Raw genomic sequence first — 15,645 nt, forward strand, 5'->3', positions numbered from 1 at the left:
CGTCGTTTCCTAAAACGCTAAACCCTTGTAAGCCGCTGTTTTGTATCACTCGTTGCTGCCCAAAAAGTATATTGATTGCAATGGTAATTTATTTTTGTCCTCGTCAGTTAAAGAAGGATAAAATTCTTGCCAAAGCGATATAAATGTGTCAATGTCAATGAGCCTTAGGTGCCTATGGCTTTCTCTTGCTGAACGTTCAGATTCTGAAGTAAAATATCCTGACGTTACAAAAAGTCCGATGTCTCCATCTTTGTTAAGCAATCCTGTCAAACTACGAATATCGTCAACGGGGACAGAACTTTCTGGTTTGTGTTTAACTTGAACTTTTAGTCTCGGTGCTGTTGCTCCCAATGGGTCGCTATAGGCTACAATGTCTAATCCTCCGTCCTTTCCTTTTGGCGAAATGAATGGTGTATGGTACTTCATTGCTCTTAATAAAGCTGCAACAAGGTCTTGAAATTCGTATGGGTTTTTTGCCTTTATGAATTCTTTAATTCCTGAAATAGCTTGCTCTTCCACAATGTCAAGATTTGCTTTTTGTTCTTGACTTGGATTTTGTTCAATTTCTATAGCTGGTGGTGTTAGCTCTTTTGAGCTATCCGTTTTATTTTGCTTATTTTCTGCCGCCCATTGTCTATATACTTTAGTCGCACTATCCAATAATTTAATAGGTCCTAATGAAATCGCTTTATCACCTTCGTCGGTCAAATACCAAACGCCCTTATTCTTTCTTAAATATCCTGCTTTAATACAGTCAATCGTATAAAAGTGGAAAATGGATTCCCAACGGACATAACCTGTTTTTTCATAAATCTGTTTTTCCCAGTCCGTCAAATTAATTTTATTTCTTACCTTATTTATTACATCTCTTCCTGGCATTTGTCCACCTGCGGCTTTTAAAATTTCAAACGCAGCGAAAATTGACTTAGAGGCAGTTTGTTTTGATAGCGATTGTTGTTTAGTTTCTTTGTCCATAGTAGGATATTTCTGTAAAATAGTAGCTTTAAAGCTTTATGCCAGTTGGGTAACAGAACTCCATTCGCTCAGCTTTCGTAAATAAACATTTTGTGCAATTTTTTATTTCGAACCCCTTTAAACTTACGGTACAGCCTGTTCCACTTTTTTTGTAAAAGGTTCAGTTCTAATATTGTCATTATGAAAATTACCTCCCGCTACGTTGTCAATTATTTCAGCGGACTTGATAAATTTTTGTTTTGCAAGGTTTTCATCCCAAAGCACACTAAGTAAAGTGTCGCAGTAACGTCCCATTTCATGTGAATTAGCTCTTGGGAGGGGGGCGTTATTTACTAATAGACGGAATAAGTAAAGTATGTGATACCTCGCTGACTTCATTTTAGAGCTAATTGTTCCATTTCTAAAAAGATATTCAAGTTTATAATGAGCAAATGCAGCAACATAATACATCTCTAATTTATGGTCTTTATTAAATATCTCATCCCCGATTAATTTTAATAGCGCTTTGTAATTACGACTAGTCCTGTGAGGAAATCCTAAAAATAATGAAGCATATGCCTTGACGAGAATTGTCATATTAATGACCCTTACTTTCTCAACTTCTTCTTCTGAACTATATTGACGAGAACGTCTTTCATAAAATAATTTTTTGGCACCTTCAAATGTTGGAAAAAATGTTTCTAACTTCTTAGGGAAGTCAGCTAATGCAAATAATTGCTCTTCAGTTACCTCGGTTTGCCTATTTGTGGCCTTAATAATTGAATTTCTAATCTCTGAGTTATCTGTTGAAATTAATCGTATTGGAACAAGTATATCTGAGTTTAGATGTTGCTTGCTCTCGTGAAGCACAAAACTAGTTTGACACCCATTGACAATTTGATAATCTTCAACCACAAATTTATTGCCAGTTGGAATGATTCTTTTAGCAATTATAGTTACACCATTGTTTAATAATGGGAAATAAATTTTATTAGTTTTGTTTTCTAGAGTTTCTTTTATCTCTTTATTTACGGAATTCCATTCTTGCCAATGCCGTACGTTGTCATAAAACAAAGAAGTTATAACCTCTTCGTTGGTGTTCTCAATTAGTTTCATATATTCTAAAGAACTTATTAAGCCTAAATACGCTTGTTCGATGCCAGGTAATTCTGGAAGAACTGTTCTTTCAGGAAAATTAATTTCTGTTGAAATTGCATTTTTAGTTTCTCTAAATAATGTTTGAATTTTACTTGCATCTATGAATTCAAAATCAACTTTTCGAAATAAAGTTAAATCTTGTAAGTCCTTAATTACTGAATCTTTTCTAACTGTTAAATTAGTATCACCAATCCATTTTCCTGTAGTAGTATAATATAAATAACATTGAGGATTTCCCTTTTTGAATCTACTGCTCCTTGCAAAGATTTCATTAGTAATTTTAAACTTCTTCTTTACTTCGTTATTTTGAGGTAAAGAAGGAGTAGTTTTGAAAAAGTCATTAACTCCATAGGCAAATTGACCAACCTTTGCAGTTTCGAAATTACTAGATCGTTCAGCCTGATTAAAAATAAATGTTACATCAAGATAGCCGTTTGTCTCAGTCAAATCTTCGATTTCCTCTGGTTCAGCTATTAAACAACCATTTACTATAATTGAAATGCTATCGATGCCACAGTCATTTCCAGCACCTACATGTATATCATCTGATGAGAAACTTTCTGTAAAGTGTTTTGAGGTGACTATGTATCCAGTGAAATGTTCAAATGCGGTTTCTTCTGCTAATGATTCTAGCCCATTTTGATTAACGAACTCGTCTAAAAGAGATTTTGTAATTCTATCCATTATGCTGATTTAAAAATTTCGTACAACTCTTAAAAATATGAACAATTTGTCGTAACTACTGCATTTATCCTATTTATTCCAACGGGTAGGCAATTATGAGCTTTTAAAGTAATTACACATTTCATTTATTTGGTCAAATCGCTCCTAAATATACGGAATTTACCGCCTTACAATCTGCACAGCACACCCGCCCCCTTTGGCTAAATGAAGCCTCAATTTAGTTTTGGCGGTGACGGTTTTCTTTTCGATGACGTAGGCTTCCGGGTTGGTAGCCCAGTCGGCGGTGGGGGCGTCGCGGTAGAGGATGGCTTCGTAGGTTTTGCCGGGTTCCAGGAAACTTAAGTCCAGGGGCAAGTCGCGGCTGTTTTCGTCGGTGATGGCTCCCACGTACCAGTTGGCGGCTCCTTTTTCTTTGCGGGCAATCATGACGTAATCGGCGGGTTCGGCGGCTAGTATTTTGGTGTCATCCCAATCGACCGGCACGTCGCGGATAAACTGGAAGGCGTCCAGGTGTTTCACGTAGTTTTCGGGTAGGTCGGCCGCCATTTGCAGGGGGCTGTAGAGCGTGATGTAGAGCGCCAGTTGCTTCGCCAGCGTGGTCCGAACCACCGTTGTGCGGGTGCTGTCGAACTGGTTCAGCTTGAAGCGGAACAGGCCGGGCGTGAAATCCATCGGGCCACCCAGCATACGCGTAAAGGGCAGAATGGTTGTGTATTCGGGCGTGATGCCCAGCGTGGGCGCGTTATTGAATTCGCTCCCTCGGGCGGCTTCACTCGTCATCCAGTTGGGGTACGTCCGGTGGAGGCCCGTTGGGTGCGCCGACTCGTGCGAATCGACCATGATCTTGTACTGAGCCGCTTTCTGCGCCACCCGCTGGTAATGGTTAATCATCCACTGGCTGTCGTGGTGCTCGCCACGGGGAATAATCCGGCCCACGTAGCCCGTCTTCACGGTGTTGATGCCCTCTTTCACCATATACTGGAAAGCCGCATCCATCCGGCGTTCGTAGTTCGTGACGGAGCCGGAGGTTTCGTGGTGCATAATCAGCCGGACGCCTTTCTGCTGGGCGTAGGTCGTCAGGGAGTCGATGTTGTAATCGGGGTAGGGCGTTACAAAATCGAAAACATCCTCTTTCCAGTTGCCGAACCAGTCTTCCCAACCCTCGTTCCAGCCTTCCACCAGCACCCCGTTGAACCCATATTTGGCTGCAAAATCAATGTATTTCTTTACGTTTTGGGTGTTGGCCCCGTGTTTCCCTTCGGCCCTGGCCCAGTTCGCTTTGCCGATGTGCATCTCCCACCACATACCCACAAACTTCTGCGGTTTTATCCACGACGGGTCGGCAATGGTGGATGGTTCGTTGAGGTTCAGAATGAGTTTGGAGGCCAGTATGTCGGTGGCTTTGTCGCTGATGATGAGCGTGCGCCAGGGCGTTTGCGACGGTGTTTGTAGATACGCTTTGTTGCCAACTGCATCCGGTGTTAGTTGCGAGGTGAGCGTCAGGCTTTTCTTGTCCAGTTGCAGGTGCATGACCGGGTAGTTGAGCAAAGCCGCTTCGTACAGGCTCACATACAGGCCATCGCTGGTCTTGAACAACAGGGGCGTTTGTACGGCATTCGGCCCGATAATCGACTTTAGTGCAATGTCTTTTTCTTTATCGGCGGCCGCAATGGCGTCGACTTCGGTGAGTTTCGTCTTGTTATAAAAATATTCGTTCGAGTCGTAGTCGCCCGGCATCCAGAACGTCTGGTGGTCGGCGGGAAGTTTAAACCGGGTCTTCTCATCATCGACCACAAAATGGGTCAGCTTGGGCTGCTGCGGAAACTCATACCGGAAGCCAACGCCATCGTCGAACACCCGGAAGCGAATGCGCAGGGAAATGCCCGAGCCGGATTTATCCTGAAGGGCCAGGAGGAGTTCGTTGTAGTGATTGCGAATCTGACTGACTTCGCCCCAAACGGGTTTCCAGGTTTCATCGGTTTTTGAGGAGTCGACCCGGGTAATGGTAAAGCGAGTAAGCGATACGGCAGGTTTGCTCAGAACAAAGCCCAGCCCCGACGGTTCAATAACCGGTTTACCTTTGTAGCGAACCTGGTACATAACCTCGCCCGTCGGCGTGTTCTGTGCTGTCACGACGATGGAGCGGTTTGGCGAGCTGACCAAGATGGATTGTTGCGCCAGACTATTAATCCATATAAGGGTGAGTACCAGAGCGGACAGACATTTTTTTGTAAAAAAAAGCATGAGGAAATGGATTAGGTGCGTAGTTGGGTATAGTGTTTTTTTTGCGCCGTTGACACTAAATTAAGTCATTTTTTAGCACGTACCTACGGACTTTAGTCCGTATTCAAATGCACATAAATACGGACTAAAGTCCGTAGGTACGTGTTGGTACGTCACCATTACTGAAATCTTCATATCCATTGGCTACCATTTTACTTATTGACGACGAATCCCGACTGCGCCAGCTCCTCGCCCGGATTCTGCAACTCGAAGGCTATACCATTCTGGAGGCCGAAAACGCCCGCGCTGGCTTGAAAGTCCTCGAACGGGAAGAGGTGCAACTGGTTATCAGCGATGTAAAACTGCCCGATAAAAACGGCATCGAACTGTCGGCCCAGATCAAGGAACTCTACCCCGCTACCGAAGTCATTGTCCTGACCGCCTACGGCACGATCTCCGACGGGGTGACGGCCATTAAAAATGGGGCGTTCGATTACATCACGAAGGGCGATGATAACGACCGGATCATTCCGCTGGTGAGTCGGGCGGTGGAGAAGGCGAACCTACAGTTTCGGATTAAACAACTGGAGCAACAGGTCAGCCAGCGGTACGGTTTCGACCGGATCATCGGGCGCTCCCGGCCTATTCATCAGGCTATTGATCTGGCTCGTAAAGTCGCCGTGACGGACACGACCGTTTTGCTCACGGGCGAAACGGGCACGGGTAAAGAAGTCTTTTCGCAGGCGATACATCAGGCCAGTCCGCGCCGGACGGGGCCGTTCGTGGCGATCAACTGCGGGGCGTTGGGGAAAGATATTCTGGAAAGCGAGCTGTTCGGTCACCGGAGCGGGGCTTTCACCGGGGCCAACCGCGACCAGAAAGGGCTCTTCGCCGAAGCCAACAAGGGTACTATTTTCCTGGACGAAATCGGCGAAATGCCCCTCGACCTACAGGCGAAGCTCCTGCGCGTACTCGAAACGCACGAGTTTCTGCGCGTGGGCGACACCAAACCGACTAAAACCGATGTGCGGGTGATTGCTGCCACCAACCGGGGGCTGGAGCAGGAAGCCAGCGCGGGGCGATTCCGGCTGGATCTGTACTACCGACTGTCGGTGTTCCAGATCGAACTGCCCGCCCTCCGCGACCGGCGCGACGATATACCCGACCTCGCCACTCAGTTTGCCCAACAGGAAGCGGCCAAAATCGGCAAGCGCGACGTTCGGCTAAGTCCGGCCTTTGTGCAGAAGTTACAAAGTCATGGTTGGAAGGGCAACATCCGGGAGCTGAAGAACGTGATCGAGCGGGCGGTTATCCTGGCCGATTCCAGCAACGCCCCCCTCGAACTCACCCCCGATCTGTTGCCCTACGAGATGCAAACCGGCTCCCTCCCAAACGACGCCACGGCCCTCGATCTGGCTACCGTTGAGCAACAGCACATCCGCCGGGTACTTCAGCAGACCAACGGCAACAAAACCGAAACCGCCCGACTGCTGGGCATTGGGTTGACGACGCTTTACCGGAAGCTGGGGGAAGCAGGGGTTGGGGAGTGAGTGAAGTAGGTGATGCCGGGTTCTTAAACCCGACATCACGACTAAACCCCACCACTCACCCCACCAACCCCACCATTTCCCCATAAACCACGATCAAATCCGCATCCGTCGTCCGCCAGTTTACAAAAGCCGCCCGGATACCCGCCCGACCCTGGTAGACGGTCGGCGTCATGAAGACGAGCCCCGTTTCGTTCAAAGCTGTCAGGAAAGATTTTACCCGCTCGGGCTCAGCATTGGTCAACGAAAAACAGACCGTATTGAGCCTGACCGGAGCCAATAACTCAAAAGAGCCGCTCCCGGATAACATTGCGCCGAAGGTCTGCGCCAGCCGGATGTTGGTTTCCACGATGGTCTGATAGCCCTCTTTGCCGTACGCCATCAGGCTGAACCAGGCGGGTAAGGCCCGTAACCGCCGGGAGCTTTCCGGCACGAGCGTCTGGTAATTGATGTTCGTGAGCAGGTCGCCGAGGTAGGGGCTGTTGAGGGGTTGCAGGGTTTCGATGTGGAGTTTGCTGTGCTTCGTCTGCATTAAAAATATGGCACTGTCGTAGGGGACGTTCAGCCATTTGTGGCAGTCGATGGTGAGGCTGTCGGCCTGCTCCCAACCGGCTACCAAATGTTGATAAGCGGGTGAGCAGGCGGCAAATCCACCAAACGCACCGTCGACATGCCACCAGAAAGAGTACTTCTTTTTCAGTTCGGCGATGGCCACCATATCATCAAAATCGACTGTGTTGACGGTGCCCGCACTGGAGATCAGGATAGCCGGTTGCCCGTTGAGGGCCTGTAGTTTCGCTTCCAGATCACGAACGTCCATCGCTTCCCGATTCCCGTCGAGGTACTTGATTCGGGTAACGTTGTTCCGGCCAAAACCCAGCATCGCCAGCGACTTCACCGCCGACGCGTGCGGCTCGGCCGACAGAACCGTGATGCCCGGTACCATACCCTCATTGGCAATGTCGGCACCCAGTTGCTGACCCGCCCACTGCCGGGCCACGCTCAGGCAGGTGAAATTCGACATGGTCGCTCCGCTCACAAAACCACCCAGAAACGTGTCGGGGAGGTTGAACAGTTGCCGCAGGAACTGAATGGTTTCGAGTTCGATATTGGCCGAAATATCTCCCTGCCCGGCGGTGGCAAACGAACATTGGTCGAAGGCCGTGGCCAGCCAGTCGCCAACGATGGACGCCGGGGTGGTGCCGCCAATGACGTAGCCCCAGTAACGGGGCCCCGACGAGGCTACAATCACGTTTCGCAGGCGTTCGTTAAATTCGTCGAACGCACGCAGGGTACCCAGGCCCAGCTCCGGTAATTGATTCCGGGCAGGACTGGCATCGTAATTGCCTTTTGTTGGTAACGTACCGAGGGCGTTCAGGTGAGCCAAACTTTCGACTTTGGCCCGTTCGAGAAGGGCATCCAGGTTGGCCGCATCCTGTTGTAGCGGTGAGGTCATGTGTTTTAATGGAAATATAATGTAAATAAAGGTAAACTAGTGGCGCATTTAGGGGTTCTGTCAACGATTCGTCTACCCATAGTTCATGTCTTTATCCCATTCATCATTAAATAAAGTATCGCCACAGGGCCTGCTGGTGGCCATTGGCATTGTTTTCGGCGATATTGGAACGTCACCCCTCTACACACTAGCCGCCGTTATGCGGGGCAAAGAGCTGACCGAAACGCTGGTGCTGGGTACGCTGTCCTGCGTCATCTGGACGCTGACGCTGCAAACGACCATCAAGTATGTCATAATTACCCTCCGGGCCGACAACAAAGGGGAAGGGGGCATTTTCTCGCTGTACACCCTTGTCCGGCGGTTTACAGGCGGATGGTTGAAGTATCCAGCCATTATTGGCGGCTCATTTTTGCTCGCCGACGGCCTGATTACTCCACCCATTTCGGTGTCATCGGCCATTGAAGGGCTACTCATTTTTTACCCGCATCTCGATACTGTTCCCATCGTCATTGCCATTATAGTTGCTCTTTTTGTGAGCCAGCAATTTGGCACGCAGTTTCTGGGTAAACTATTCGGACCCATTATGCTGGTCTGGTTTACGTTTATCGGGGCTATCGGCTTCTGGGCACTTTTCGGGCATCTGGGCGTATTAAGAGCCCTGAATCCGGTCTGGGCGATGCGGCTGCTAACGGAGTATCCGGGCGGTTTCTGGCTGTTGGGGGGCGTGTTTCTCTGCACCACCGGAGCCGAAGCGCTGTACTCCGATATGGGCCACTGCGGACGGGGAAATATCCGCGTAAGCTGGGGCTACGTCAAGTTAATGCTACTGCTGTCCTATGCGGGTCAGTCGGCCTGGCTCATGCAGCACCTCGGCCAGCGGCTGAGCGAAACCAGTCCGTTTTATTCCATTGTTCCGGGCTGGCTCACGGTATTCAGCATTTGTCTGGCTACGCTGGCCACCATCATCGCCAGTCAGGCCCTCATCAGCGGGGCGTTTACGCTGGTGGGCGAAGCCATGCGGCTCAACTTCTGGCCGCGTCAGCGCGTCGTGTATCCGTCCACCGAACGTGGGCAGTTGTACGTTCCTTACATAAACTGGGGCCTGATGGTGGGTTGTATCCTGATCGTGCTGCACTTCCGGGAATCCAAAAATATGGAAGCGGCTTTCGGCCTGGCCGTTACGCTCACCATGCTCATGAGCACCGTGCTGATGAGCATGTTTCTTCGGATGAAACGGGTCAACCCCATCCTGATTGTGCTGATTACGGGCGTCTTTCTCACGGTGGAGACAACCTTTCTGATTGCCAATCTGATGAAGTTCGAGGAAGGTGGCTGGATATCGGTTACGCTGGGCTTATTGCTGATGGCACTGATGTATTTCTGGTATCGGGGTGAAGCCATCAAAGCGGAGTCGATTCGCTACGATTCCCTGCCCGACAACCTGCATCTGCTGAAACAGCTCAGCATCGACGAGTCGATTCCGAAATATGCCACGCATCTGGTGTACCTGACCACGGCCGAAGACACCCGGAAGATCGAGGCTGAAACGCTGTACTCTATTTTGAACCGCGCGCCCAAACGAGCCGACATTTACTGGCTCCTGCATATTTACGTAGAGGACGAGCCGTATGTGATGCGCTATAAAGTGGAAACGCTGGCCGAAGAGGATGTTTATTTCATTACGTTCTACCTGGGTTTCCGGGTGCAGCCACGCATCAATTTGCTGTTCCGGATGGTGGTGGAGGACATGGTGAAAAACAAGGAGATAACCCTCGAAACGCGCTACCGATCGCTGAACACCCACCGCGTGCCGGGCGACTTTCGGTTCGTGCTCTTCCGAACGTTCCTGTCGTACGAGAATGCCCTGTCCATCAGCGATAAACTGATTATGAACGTCTATTTCCTCATCAAGAACATTTCATTGCCTCCGCAGGCGGCTTATGGACTGGATACCAGCAACGTGGTCGTTGAAGATGTGCCCATCGTGCTGGCGCGTCCTGCCAATCTGCGCCTGACGCGCATACAGCCAAAAGAAGAACCGTATACAGGCTAACCCGTAGTTGACCGTACCAAATTGAAAAGCTGACCCTTCCAAAATGGAAGGGTCAGCTTTTTTTATGTACTACTGAAAAGTTAATTATTCAGTCTAACTCACTGAAAATCAGGTGACGATCTGACTTTCATGTGCTATATCATTTTTCTGGACTATTTCTTGGCATAGGCGTATCGACTGTTTAACATTTTACTCCAATTACTATGGTCACTGTCCTGCTTCTCGTCGTATCGGCTATTGCCTGCTTCGTTTTTTTCTACAAAGCCATCGAATGGTTCGAACGGATTTAAACCTCTCACCACCAATGCTCACTGGCTTATTCATCATCGCACTGCTGGTATTCGCGTACATGCTTTTTGTACTCATCAAACCAGAGAAATTTTAACCTGAACATGCTGCTATCGCGGCAACTACGCACGTACTAAAATGTCAACTGAATTAATCGGCGTTATTGGAATGTACGGACTGACCGTCCTGCTGGCTATCCCGCTGGGCAAGTACATTGCCAACGTTTTTAAACCGGAGTCGGCCAATGGCCCATTGGAACGGTTCATTTATCGCGTCGGGGGGATCGACTCTACCCGCGAGATGAATTGGAAAGAGAACCTCGTTGCGCTGGTGACCATCAACGCGGTCTGGTTTTTTCTGGCCTTTACGATCCTGCTTCTACAGGAAATGCTTCCGCTCAACCCCGACGGTAACCCGTCCATGACGCCCGATCTGGCGTTCAACACCGCCATTAGTTTCATGGTCAACTGCGACCTGCAACACTACTCCGGCGAATCGGGGCTGACGTATTTTTCGCAGCTGGGCGTCATCACATTTCTGATGTTTACGTCGGCCGCCACGGGGATAGCGTCGCTGCTGTTGATTGTCCGGTCGTTTCTGCCGAAAGCTGTCGATACGGTCGGTAATTTTTATGTCTTCTTTGTGAAGGCGATTACGCGGATACTACTGCCCCTGTCGTTCGTTGTCGCCCTGATCCTGGTCTTCAATGGGACGCCCACCAGCTTCGATGGGAAAGACACGATTGTGACCATGCAGGGCGATACGGTTGGTGTTTCGCGCGGACCGGCGGCTGGTATGATTGCCATCAAACACATAGGAACCAACGGTGGCGGCTGGTTTGGCGTCAACTCGGCCCACCCGCTTGAGAACCCCAACTATTTCACGAACATGGTTGAGATGGTGGCGCAGGTATTGCTACCCATTGCGATGCTGTTTGCACTGGGGTTCCTCATCAACCGTCGACGGTTTACGTGGGTGGTGTATGGCGTCATGACGCTGGGTATGCTGTGCCTGCTCATCCCAACCCTGGTGACCGAAGTTCACGGCAATCCGGCCATTGCACAGTTGGGCGTGAGTCAGCCAACCGGGGCAATGGAAGGCAAAGAAGTTCGGTTTGGGCCGCTGGCATCGGCCTACTGGAGCATTGTCACGACCATTATTTCGACAGGTTCGGTCAACTCCATGCACGATTCGTCGATGGCGCTGTCGGGCACGATGCAACTACTGGGCATGATGACCAACGCTTTCTACGGCGGCTGTGGCGTCGGTTTCCTGAACTACTATTATTACCTGATCATCGCGGTCTTTATTTCGGGCCTGATGGTGGGTCGAACGCCGGAGTTATTCGGGCGAAAGGTCGAAGCGAGGGAGATTAAGATTGCGTCCATTGTGGCTTTGCTGAGCACCTTGCTGGTGAAAGGCGGTACCGCACTGGCGGTGTGGTTCTTCGTTAAATACCCGGATGCGGCCTGGGCGGTGAAACCCTCGGCCTGGCTCAACAACCCCGGCAATCACGGTTTTACGGAGATATTGTACGAGTTCACGTCGGCCAATGCCAACAACGGGTCGGGTTTTGAGGGGCTGGGCGACAATAATTTCTTCTGGAATTACGCCACGGGCATCGTCCTGATTCTGGGCCGGTTCATCCCGATCATCGGTCCCGTTGCCATTGCCGGTTTACTGGCGCAGAAGAAGTACGTTCCGGAGTCGTCGGGTACGCTGCCAACGGATACGGGCACCTTTGGATTAATGACGTTCGCAGTCATTATGATCATCACGGCCCTGTCGTTCTTCCCCGCGCTGGCCCTGGGGCCACTGGCAGAGTACTTTAGTCTGAAGTAGTGGATTGATCTAGTTGACCGGCAATGAAGGAGAGGACTTTGTCGAGCGTCATAGGTTCGGAAGGGAGCACGTTATCTTCGAAACCAATGTGTTGGTGGTGTGGTGAGGTGTCGAACTGAGGAACCGGATGGGCATTGTCCCAGCGATGAATCAATTGATGTGTGGCGTTTTGCCACTGATAGGCGTAATCAATCCGGCCAGAAGCAAGAATGTAGTTTTCACGCACGTGTAAAACAGACTGATCTGAAAAGGTAAGCTGACCACGCACCTGCGTAACCTCTGGACGATAGGATGGTGTGAAGGACGTCGACGCAACAATTATATGGCGAAAGGAATACAGATCATGCGTCATATTGTAAGCTTGGTCAACCGTTTCTCAACGCCCCGTAATACGGTAAGTTCGGCTCGCCAGTCCATACTATCATCTTCACGTTCAATCAGCCCGAATTGGGTCAACTCATTGAAACGGTTGTAAAATTCTTCGTAGCCCATGCCATATTTTTTTTCGAACACAGATATGGCATCCGAACATACTTTAAGCTCTCGCAAAAGCTCCTCCCTTACTTTTTTAATAGCATAGTCGGTGCTGGAAGTGTAGCCCATCTCATGAAAGATGCTCTCAACTGAAATCTGGTCAACCGTCATAACAAAATTCATTTTTATCAAAGATACCAAAAATGGCAACCCAAAATTCATCCCCTGCCTTGTTCCAGCGCGAGCTCGTTGGTACGGCAATACGGGAGTCGTTTATCAAACTTAACCCGGCTGTTCTGGTCAAGAACCCGGTCATGTTCACCGTCGAAATCGGTACCGTTGTGATGGTACTGGTCACGGCGTACATCGCCATCACGGGCGATACGGCCCAGGGGTCACTGGGATACAATATCTCCATCACCTTTATTCTGCTGCTCACGATTCTGTTCGCCAACTTCGCCGAGGCCATTGCCGAAGCACGAGGAAAAGCCCAGGCCGAATCGCTCCGCAAAACACGGCAGGAAACACCCGCCAAAGTCATTCGGTCGGTTGGGAATATGTACCTCAATGAAGTAGAGATCATCTCTTCGGCACAACTCGTGAAAGGCGATGTGTTCCTCTGTGAACCGGGCGATATTATTCCGTCGGATGGCGAAATCATCGAAGGGCTGGCTACCATCGACGAGTCGGCCATTACGGGCGAATCGGCCCCGGTGATTCGGGAAGCGGGTGGCGATAAATCGTCGGTGACGGGTGGAACTAAGGTGCTGTCGGACCGCATCAAAGTCCAGGTAACCACCCAGCCGGGAGAGTCGTTTCTCGACAAAATGATTGCACTGGTTGAAGGCGCCACCCGCCAGAAAACGCCCAATGAAATTGCCCTGACGATTCTGCTGGCGGGCTTTACCCTGATCTTCATCATCGTCTGCGTCGCCCTGAAACCCTTCGCCGATTACGCGAACACGCCCATTACCATTGCGGCTCTGATCTCGCTGTTCGTTTGTCTGATTCCCACCACCATCGGCGGACTGCTGTCGGCCATCGGGATTGCCGGTATGGACCGCGCCTTGCGGGCCAATGTCATTGCCAAATCGGGCCGCGCGGTCGAAACGGCGGGCGATATTGACACGTTGCTGCTCGATAAAACCGGCACGATTACCATTGGCAACCGGAAAGCCACCCATTTCTACCCCGCGCCGGGTGTCTCGGAAGGGGATATGATTCGGGCCTCGGTACTGAGTTCGCTGGCCGACGAGACGCCTGAGGGGAAATCCATTGTTGAACTGGCCGGGAGCAACGTAACCAGTCGGTTATCGACGGACGGGGCTACGCTGATCAAATTCACGGCAGAAACCCGTTCATCGGGCATCGACTTGCCAACCGGTAAAAATGGCTCACCCATTCGGATTCGGAAAGGGGCGACGGACTCGATACGAAACATCGTCACGAAAGCCGGTAATCCCTTTCCAATCGAAACGGAAGAACAGTCGAAAAAAATAGCCGCCAACGGTGGTACGCCCCTGGTGGTTATCGAGAACGAGCAGGTGCGGGGCGTTGTCGAATTGCAGGACATTATCAAACCCGGCATCTCGGAACGCTTCGACCGGCTGCGCAAAATGGGCGTCAAAACCGTAATGGTAACGGGCGACAATCCCCTGACGGCCAAGTTTATCGCCGAAAAAGCGGGCGTGGATGACTACATCGCCGAAGCCAAACCGGAAGATAAAATGAACTACATCCGGCATGAGCAAAACGGCGGCAAACTGGTGGCGATGATGGGCGATGGGACCAACGATGCCCCCGCGCTGGCGCAGGCCGATGTGGGCGTTGCCATGAACTCCGGTACCCAGGCCGCCAAAGAAGCGGGCAACATGGTCGACCTCGACAACGACCCGACCAAACTGATCGAGGTAGTTGAAATCGGGAAGCAATTGCTCATTACGCGGGGGACGTTAACGACGTTCTCCATTGCCAACGACGTCGCCAAATACTTTGCTATCGTGCCCGCGCTGTTCGTGGTGTCGATTCCGGCTTTGCAGGCGATCAACATCATGCGGCTGCATAGCGCCGAGTCAGCGATTCTATCGGCGGTAATTTTCAACGCTGTCATTATCCCGATGCTGATTCCGCTGGCCCTGCGCGGGGTCGAATACAAGCCCATCGGCGCGTCGGCACTGCTCCGCCGAAACCTGTTCATCTACGGGTTGGGCGGGGTGGTGGCTCCGTTCATCGGGATTAAATTGATTGATCTGGTGGTGGGGTTATTCGTGTAGCGCCGGGCGTCCCGCCCGGTAGTTACAGCAAGTCAAACAAGTTTTTATTATAAACAGCCGGGCGGGACGCCCGGTACTACAATGAAAAATCATATTTCACCAGCCATTCGCCTGACGCTCGTTCTGCTGGTTATTTTATCCGTCGTTTATCCGCTGGTTATTGCCGGGGTTGCCAAACTGGCACCCGGTCAGGGAAAAGGTGAAACCGTTACCGTTAACGGGAAGGTCGTTGGTTATGCGCTGGTTGGCCAGGCGTTTACGGAAGATCGCTACTTCAATAGTCGTCCATCCGCCGTCGGGTACAAGGCTGATGGGTCGGGCGGGTCGAACAAAGGGCCGTCGAATCCGGATTATCTGAAAACGGTTCAGGCACGTATCGACACGTTTCTGGTGCATAATCCGGGCGTTAGTAAAGCGAATATTCCTGCCGAACTCGTCACGGCTTCCGGGTCGGGGCTGGATCCGGATCTATCGCCCGAAGCAGCAAAGATTCAGATAGCCCGGATTGCCAAAGCACGCGGTATCAGCGCCGAAAAGTTGAACCAACTTGTTGACGAACAGGCAAAAGACCCATTGCTGGGCTTGTTTGGCCCATCGACCGTAAATGTGCTGAAGCTAAATATTGCCCTTGATGAATTGAAGTGAATTATGGTACCGAACAGCTAGCCGGGTGGCCGCTGCCAGGCCGTTCGG

The 15,645-nt window shown here is 50.5% G+C and carries 12 protein-coding genes; 6 read left to right on the forward strand and 6 right to left on the reverse strand.

Features of this window, described 5'->3' with window-relative positions; all coding sequences use genetic code 11:
- Window positions 1-45 precede the first annotated feature (45 nt).
- From CRO74_RS19070 to CRO74_RS19080, 3 genes are all read right to left on the reverse strand, one after another.
- Window positions 46-975 carry a restriction endonuclease gene (locus CRO74_RS19070; protein ID WP_097127924.1) on the reverse strand — a complete coding sequence of 310 codons (930 nt, stop codon included), beginning with the start codon at window positions 973-975 and terminating at the stop codon, window positions 46-48.
- A gap of 123 nt (window positions 976-1,098) precedes the next feature.
- Window positions 1,099-2,796, reverse strand: a complete 1,698-nt coding sequence (locus tag CRO74_RS19075; RefSeq protein WP_097127926.1) for an AIPR family protein — start codon at window positions 2,794-2,796, stop codon at window positions 1,099-1,101.
- 159 nt (window positions 2,797-2,955) lie between these two features.
- Window positions 2,956-5,040: a glycoside hydrolase family 97 protein gene (locus CRO74_RS19080; protein WP_097127927.1), complete on the reverse strand. Its 2,085-nt coding sequence runs from the start codon at window positions 5,038-5,040 to the stop codon at window positions 2,956-2,958.
- A 179-nt stretch (window positions 5,041-5,219) separates the two neighbouring features.
- Between CRO74_RS19080 and CRO74_RS19085 the strand changes: the two genes are divergently transcribed.
- On the forward strand, window positions 5,220-6,569 hold the full coding sequence (locus CRO74_RS19085) for a sigma-54-dependent transcriptional regulator (RefSeq protein ID WP_097127929.1): 1,350 nt from the start codon (window positions 5,220-5,222) through the stop codon (window positions 6,567-6,569).
- 55 nt (window positions 6,570-6,624) lie between these two features.
- Here the strand turns inward: CRO74_RS19085 and CRO74_RS19090 are convergent, their stop codons facing one another.
- A complete protein-coding gene (locus CRO74_RS19090) occupies window positions 6,625-8,022 on the reverse strand; it encodes a pyridoxal phosphate-dependent decarboxylase family protein (RefSeq protein WP_097127930.1) in 1,398 nt (465 codons plus the stop codon).
- Window positions 8,023-8,107: 85 nt separating this feature from the next.
- On the opposite strand from CRO74_RS19090, the gene CRO74_RS19095 reads away from it, so the two are divergent.
- The 3 genes from CRO74_RS19095 to kdpA all read left to right on the forward strand — a co-directional run bounded on the left by CRO74_RS19095 (window position 8,108) and on the right by kdpA (window position 12,205).
- Window positions 8,108-10,075 carry a KUP/HAK/KT family potassium transporter gene (locus CRO74_RS19095; RefSeq protein ID WP_097127931.1) on the forward strand — a complete coding sequence of 656 codons (1,968 nt, stop codon included), beginning with the start codon at window positions 8,108-8,110 and terminating at the stop codon, window positions 10,073-10,075.
- 304 nt (window positions 10,076-10,379) lie between these two features.
- The gene (locus CRO74_RS19100) at window positions 10,380-10,460 is read left to right on the forward strand and encodes a potassium-transporting ATPase subunit F (protein WP_101749431.1); all 81 of its coding nucleotides are present in this window, start codon (window positions 10,380-10,382) and stop codon (window positions 10,458-10,460) included.
- 41 nt (window positions 10,461-10,501) lie between these two features.
- On the forward strand, window positions 10,502-12,205 hold the full coding sequence (gene kdpA, locus CRO74_RS19105; RefSeq protein WP_097127933.1) for a potassium-transporting ATPase subunit KdpA: 1,704 nt from the start codon (window positions 10,502-10,504) through the stop codon (window positions 12,203-12,205).
- Here the strand turns inward: kdpA and CRO74_RS19110 are convergent.
- Together CRO74_RS19110 and CRO74_RS19115 are read right to left on the reverse strand one after the other, a co-directional pair.
- Window positions 12,192-12,557, reverse strand: a complete 366-nt coding sequence (locus tag CRO74_RS19110) for a toxin-antitoxin system TumE family protein (RefSeq protein ID WP_097127934.1) — start codon at window positions 12,555-12,557, stop codon at window positions 12,192-12,194. The two genes, kdpA and CRO74_RS19110, sit on opposite strands and share 14 nt — an antisense overlap.
- Window positions 12,554-12,862: a hypothetical protein gene (locus CRO74_RS19115; protein WP_097127936.1), complete on the reverse strand. Its 309-nt coding sequence runs from the start codon at window positions 12,860-12,862 to the stop codon at window positions 12,554-12,556. Before CRO74_RS19115 ends, CRO74_RS19110 begins: the two co-directional genes overlap by 4 nt.
- A 20-nt stretch (window positions 12,863-12,882) precedes the next feature.
- On the opposite strand from CRO74_RS19115, the gene kdpB reads away from it, so the two are divergent.
- Both kdpB and CRO74_RS19125 read left to right on the forward strand, forming a co-directional pair.
- Window positions 12,883-14,952 carry a potassium-transporting ATPase subunit KdpB gene (kdpB, locus tag CRO74_RS19120; RefSeq protein ID WP_097127938.1) on the forward strand — a complete coding sequence of 690 codons (2,070 nt, stop codon included), beginning with the start codon at window positions 12,883-12,885 and terminating at the stop codon, window positions 14,950-14,952.
- A gap of 81 nt (window positions 14,953-15,033) precedes the next feature.
- On the forward strand, window positions 15,034-15,597 hold the full coding sequence (locus CRO74_RS19125; protein WP_097127939.1) for a K(+)-transporting ATPase subunit C: 564 nt from the start codon (window positions 15,034-15,036) through the stop codon (window positions 15,595-15,597).
- Window positions 15,598-15,645: the final 48 nt, after the last annotated feature.

Origin of the sequence: Spirosoma fluviale, from assembly GCF_900230225.1 — a bacterium.
Classification (GTDB): Bacteria; Bacteroidota; Bacteroidia; order Cytophagales; family Spirosomataceae; genus Spirosoma; species Spirosoma fluviale.

What these genes read in the sequence shown, in the direction of transcription:
- CRO74_RS19080 (WP_097127927.1), bottom strand. Translation starts at nt 5,040, where the DNA reads ATGCTTTTTTTTACAAAAAAATGTCTGTCCGCTCTGGTACTCACCCTT.
- CRO74_RS19095 (WP_097127931.1), top strand. Translation starts at nt 8,108, where the DNA reads ATGTCTTTATCCCATTCATCATTAAATAAAGTATCGCCACAGGGCCTG.
- CRO74_RS19075 (WP_097127926.1), bottom strand. Translation starts at nt 2,796, where the DNA reads ATGGATAGAATTACAAAATCTCTTTTAGACGAGTTCGTTAATCAAAAT.
- kdpB (WP_097127938.1), top strand. Translation starts at nt 12,883, where the DNA reads ATGGCAACCCAAAATTCATCCCCTGCCTTGTTCCAGCGCGAGCTCGTT.
- CRO74_RS19125 (WP_097127939.1), top strand. Translation starts at nt 15,034, where the DNA reads ATGAAAAATCATATTTCACCAGCCATTCGCCTGACGCTCGTTCTGCTG.
- kdpA (WP_097127933.1), top strand. Translation starts at nt 10,502, where the DNA reads ATGTCAACTGAATTAATCGGCGTTATTGGAATGTACGGACTGACCGTC.
- CRO74_RS19115 (WP_097127936.1), bottom strand. Translation starts at nt 12,862, where the DNA reads ATGAATTTTGTTATGACGGTTGACCAGATTTCAGTTGAGAGCATCTTT.
- CRO74_RS19070 (WP_097127924.1), bottom strand. Translation starts at nt 975, where the DNA reads ATGGACAAAGAAACTAAACAACAATCGCTATCAAAACAAACTGCCTCT.
- CRO74_RS19100 (WP_101749431.1), top strand. Translation starts at nt 10,380, where the DNA reads ATGCTCACTGGCTTATTCATCATCGCACTGCTGGTATTCGCGTACATG.
- CRO74_RS19110 (WP_097127934.1), bottom strand. Translation starts at nt 12,557, where the DNA reads ATGACGCATGATCTGTATTCCTTTCGCCATATAATTGTTGCGTCGACG.
- CRO74_RS19090 (WP_097127930.1), bottom strand. Translation starts at nt 8,022, where the DNA reads ATGACCTCACCGCTACAACAGGATGCGGCCAACCTGGATGCCCTTCTC.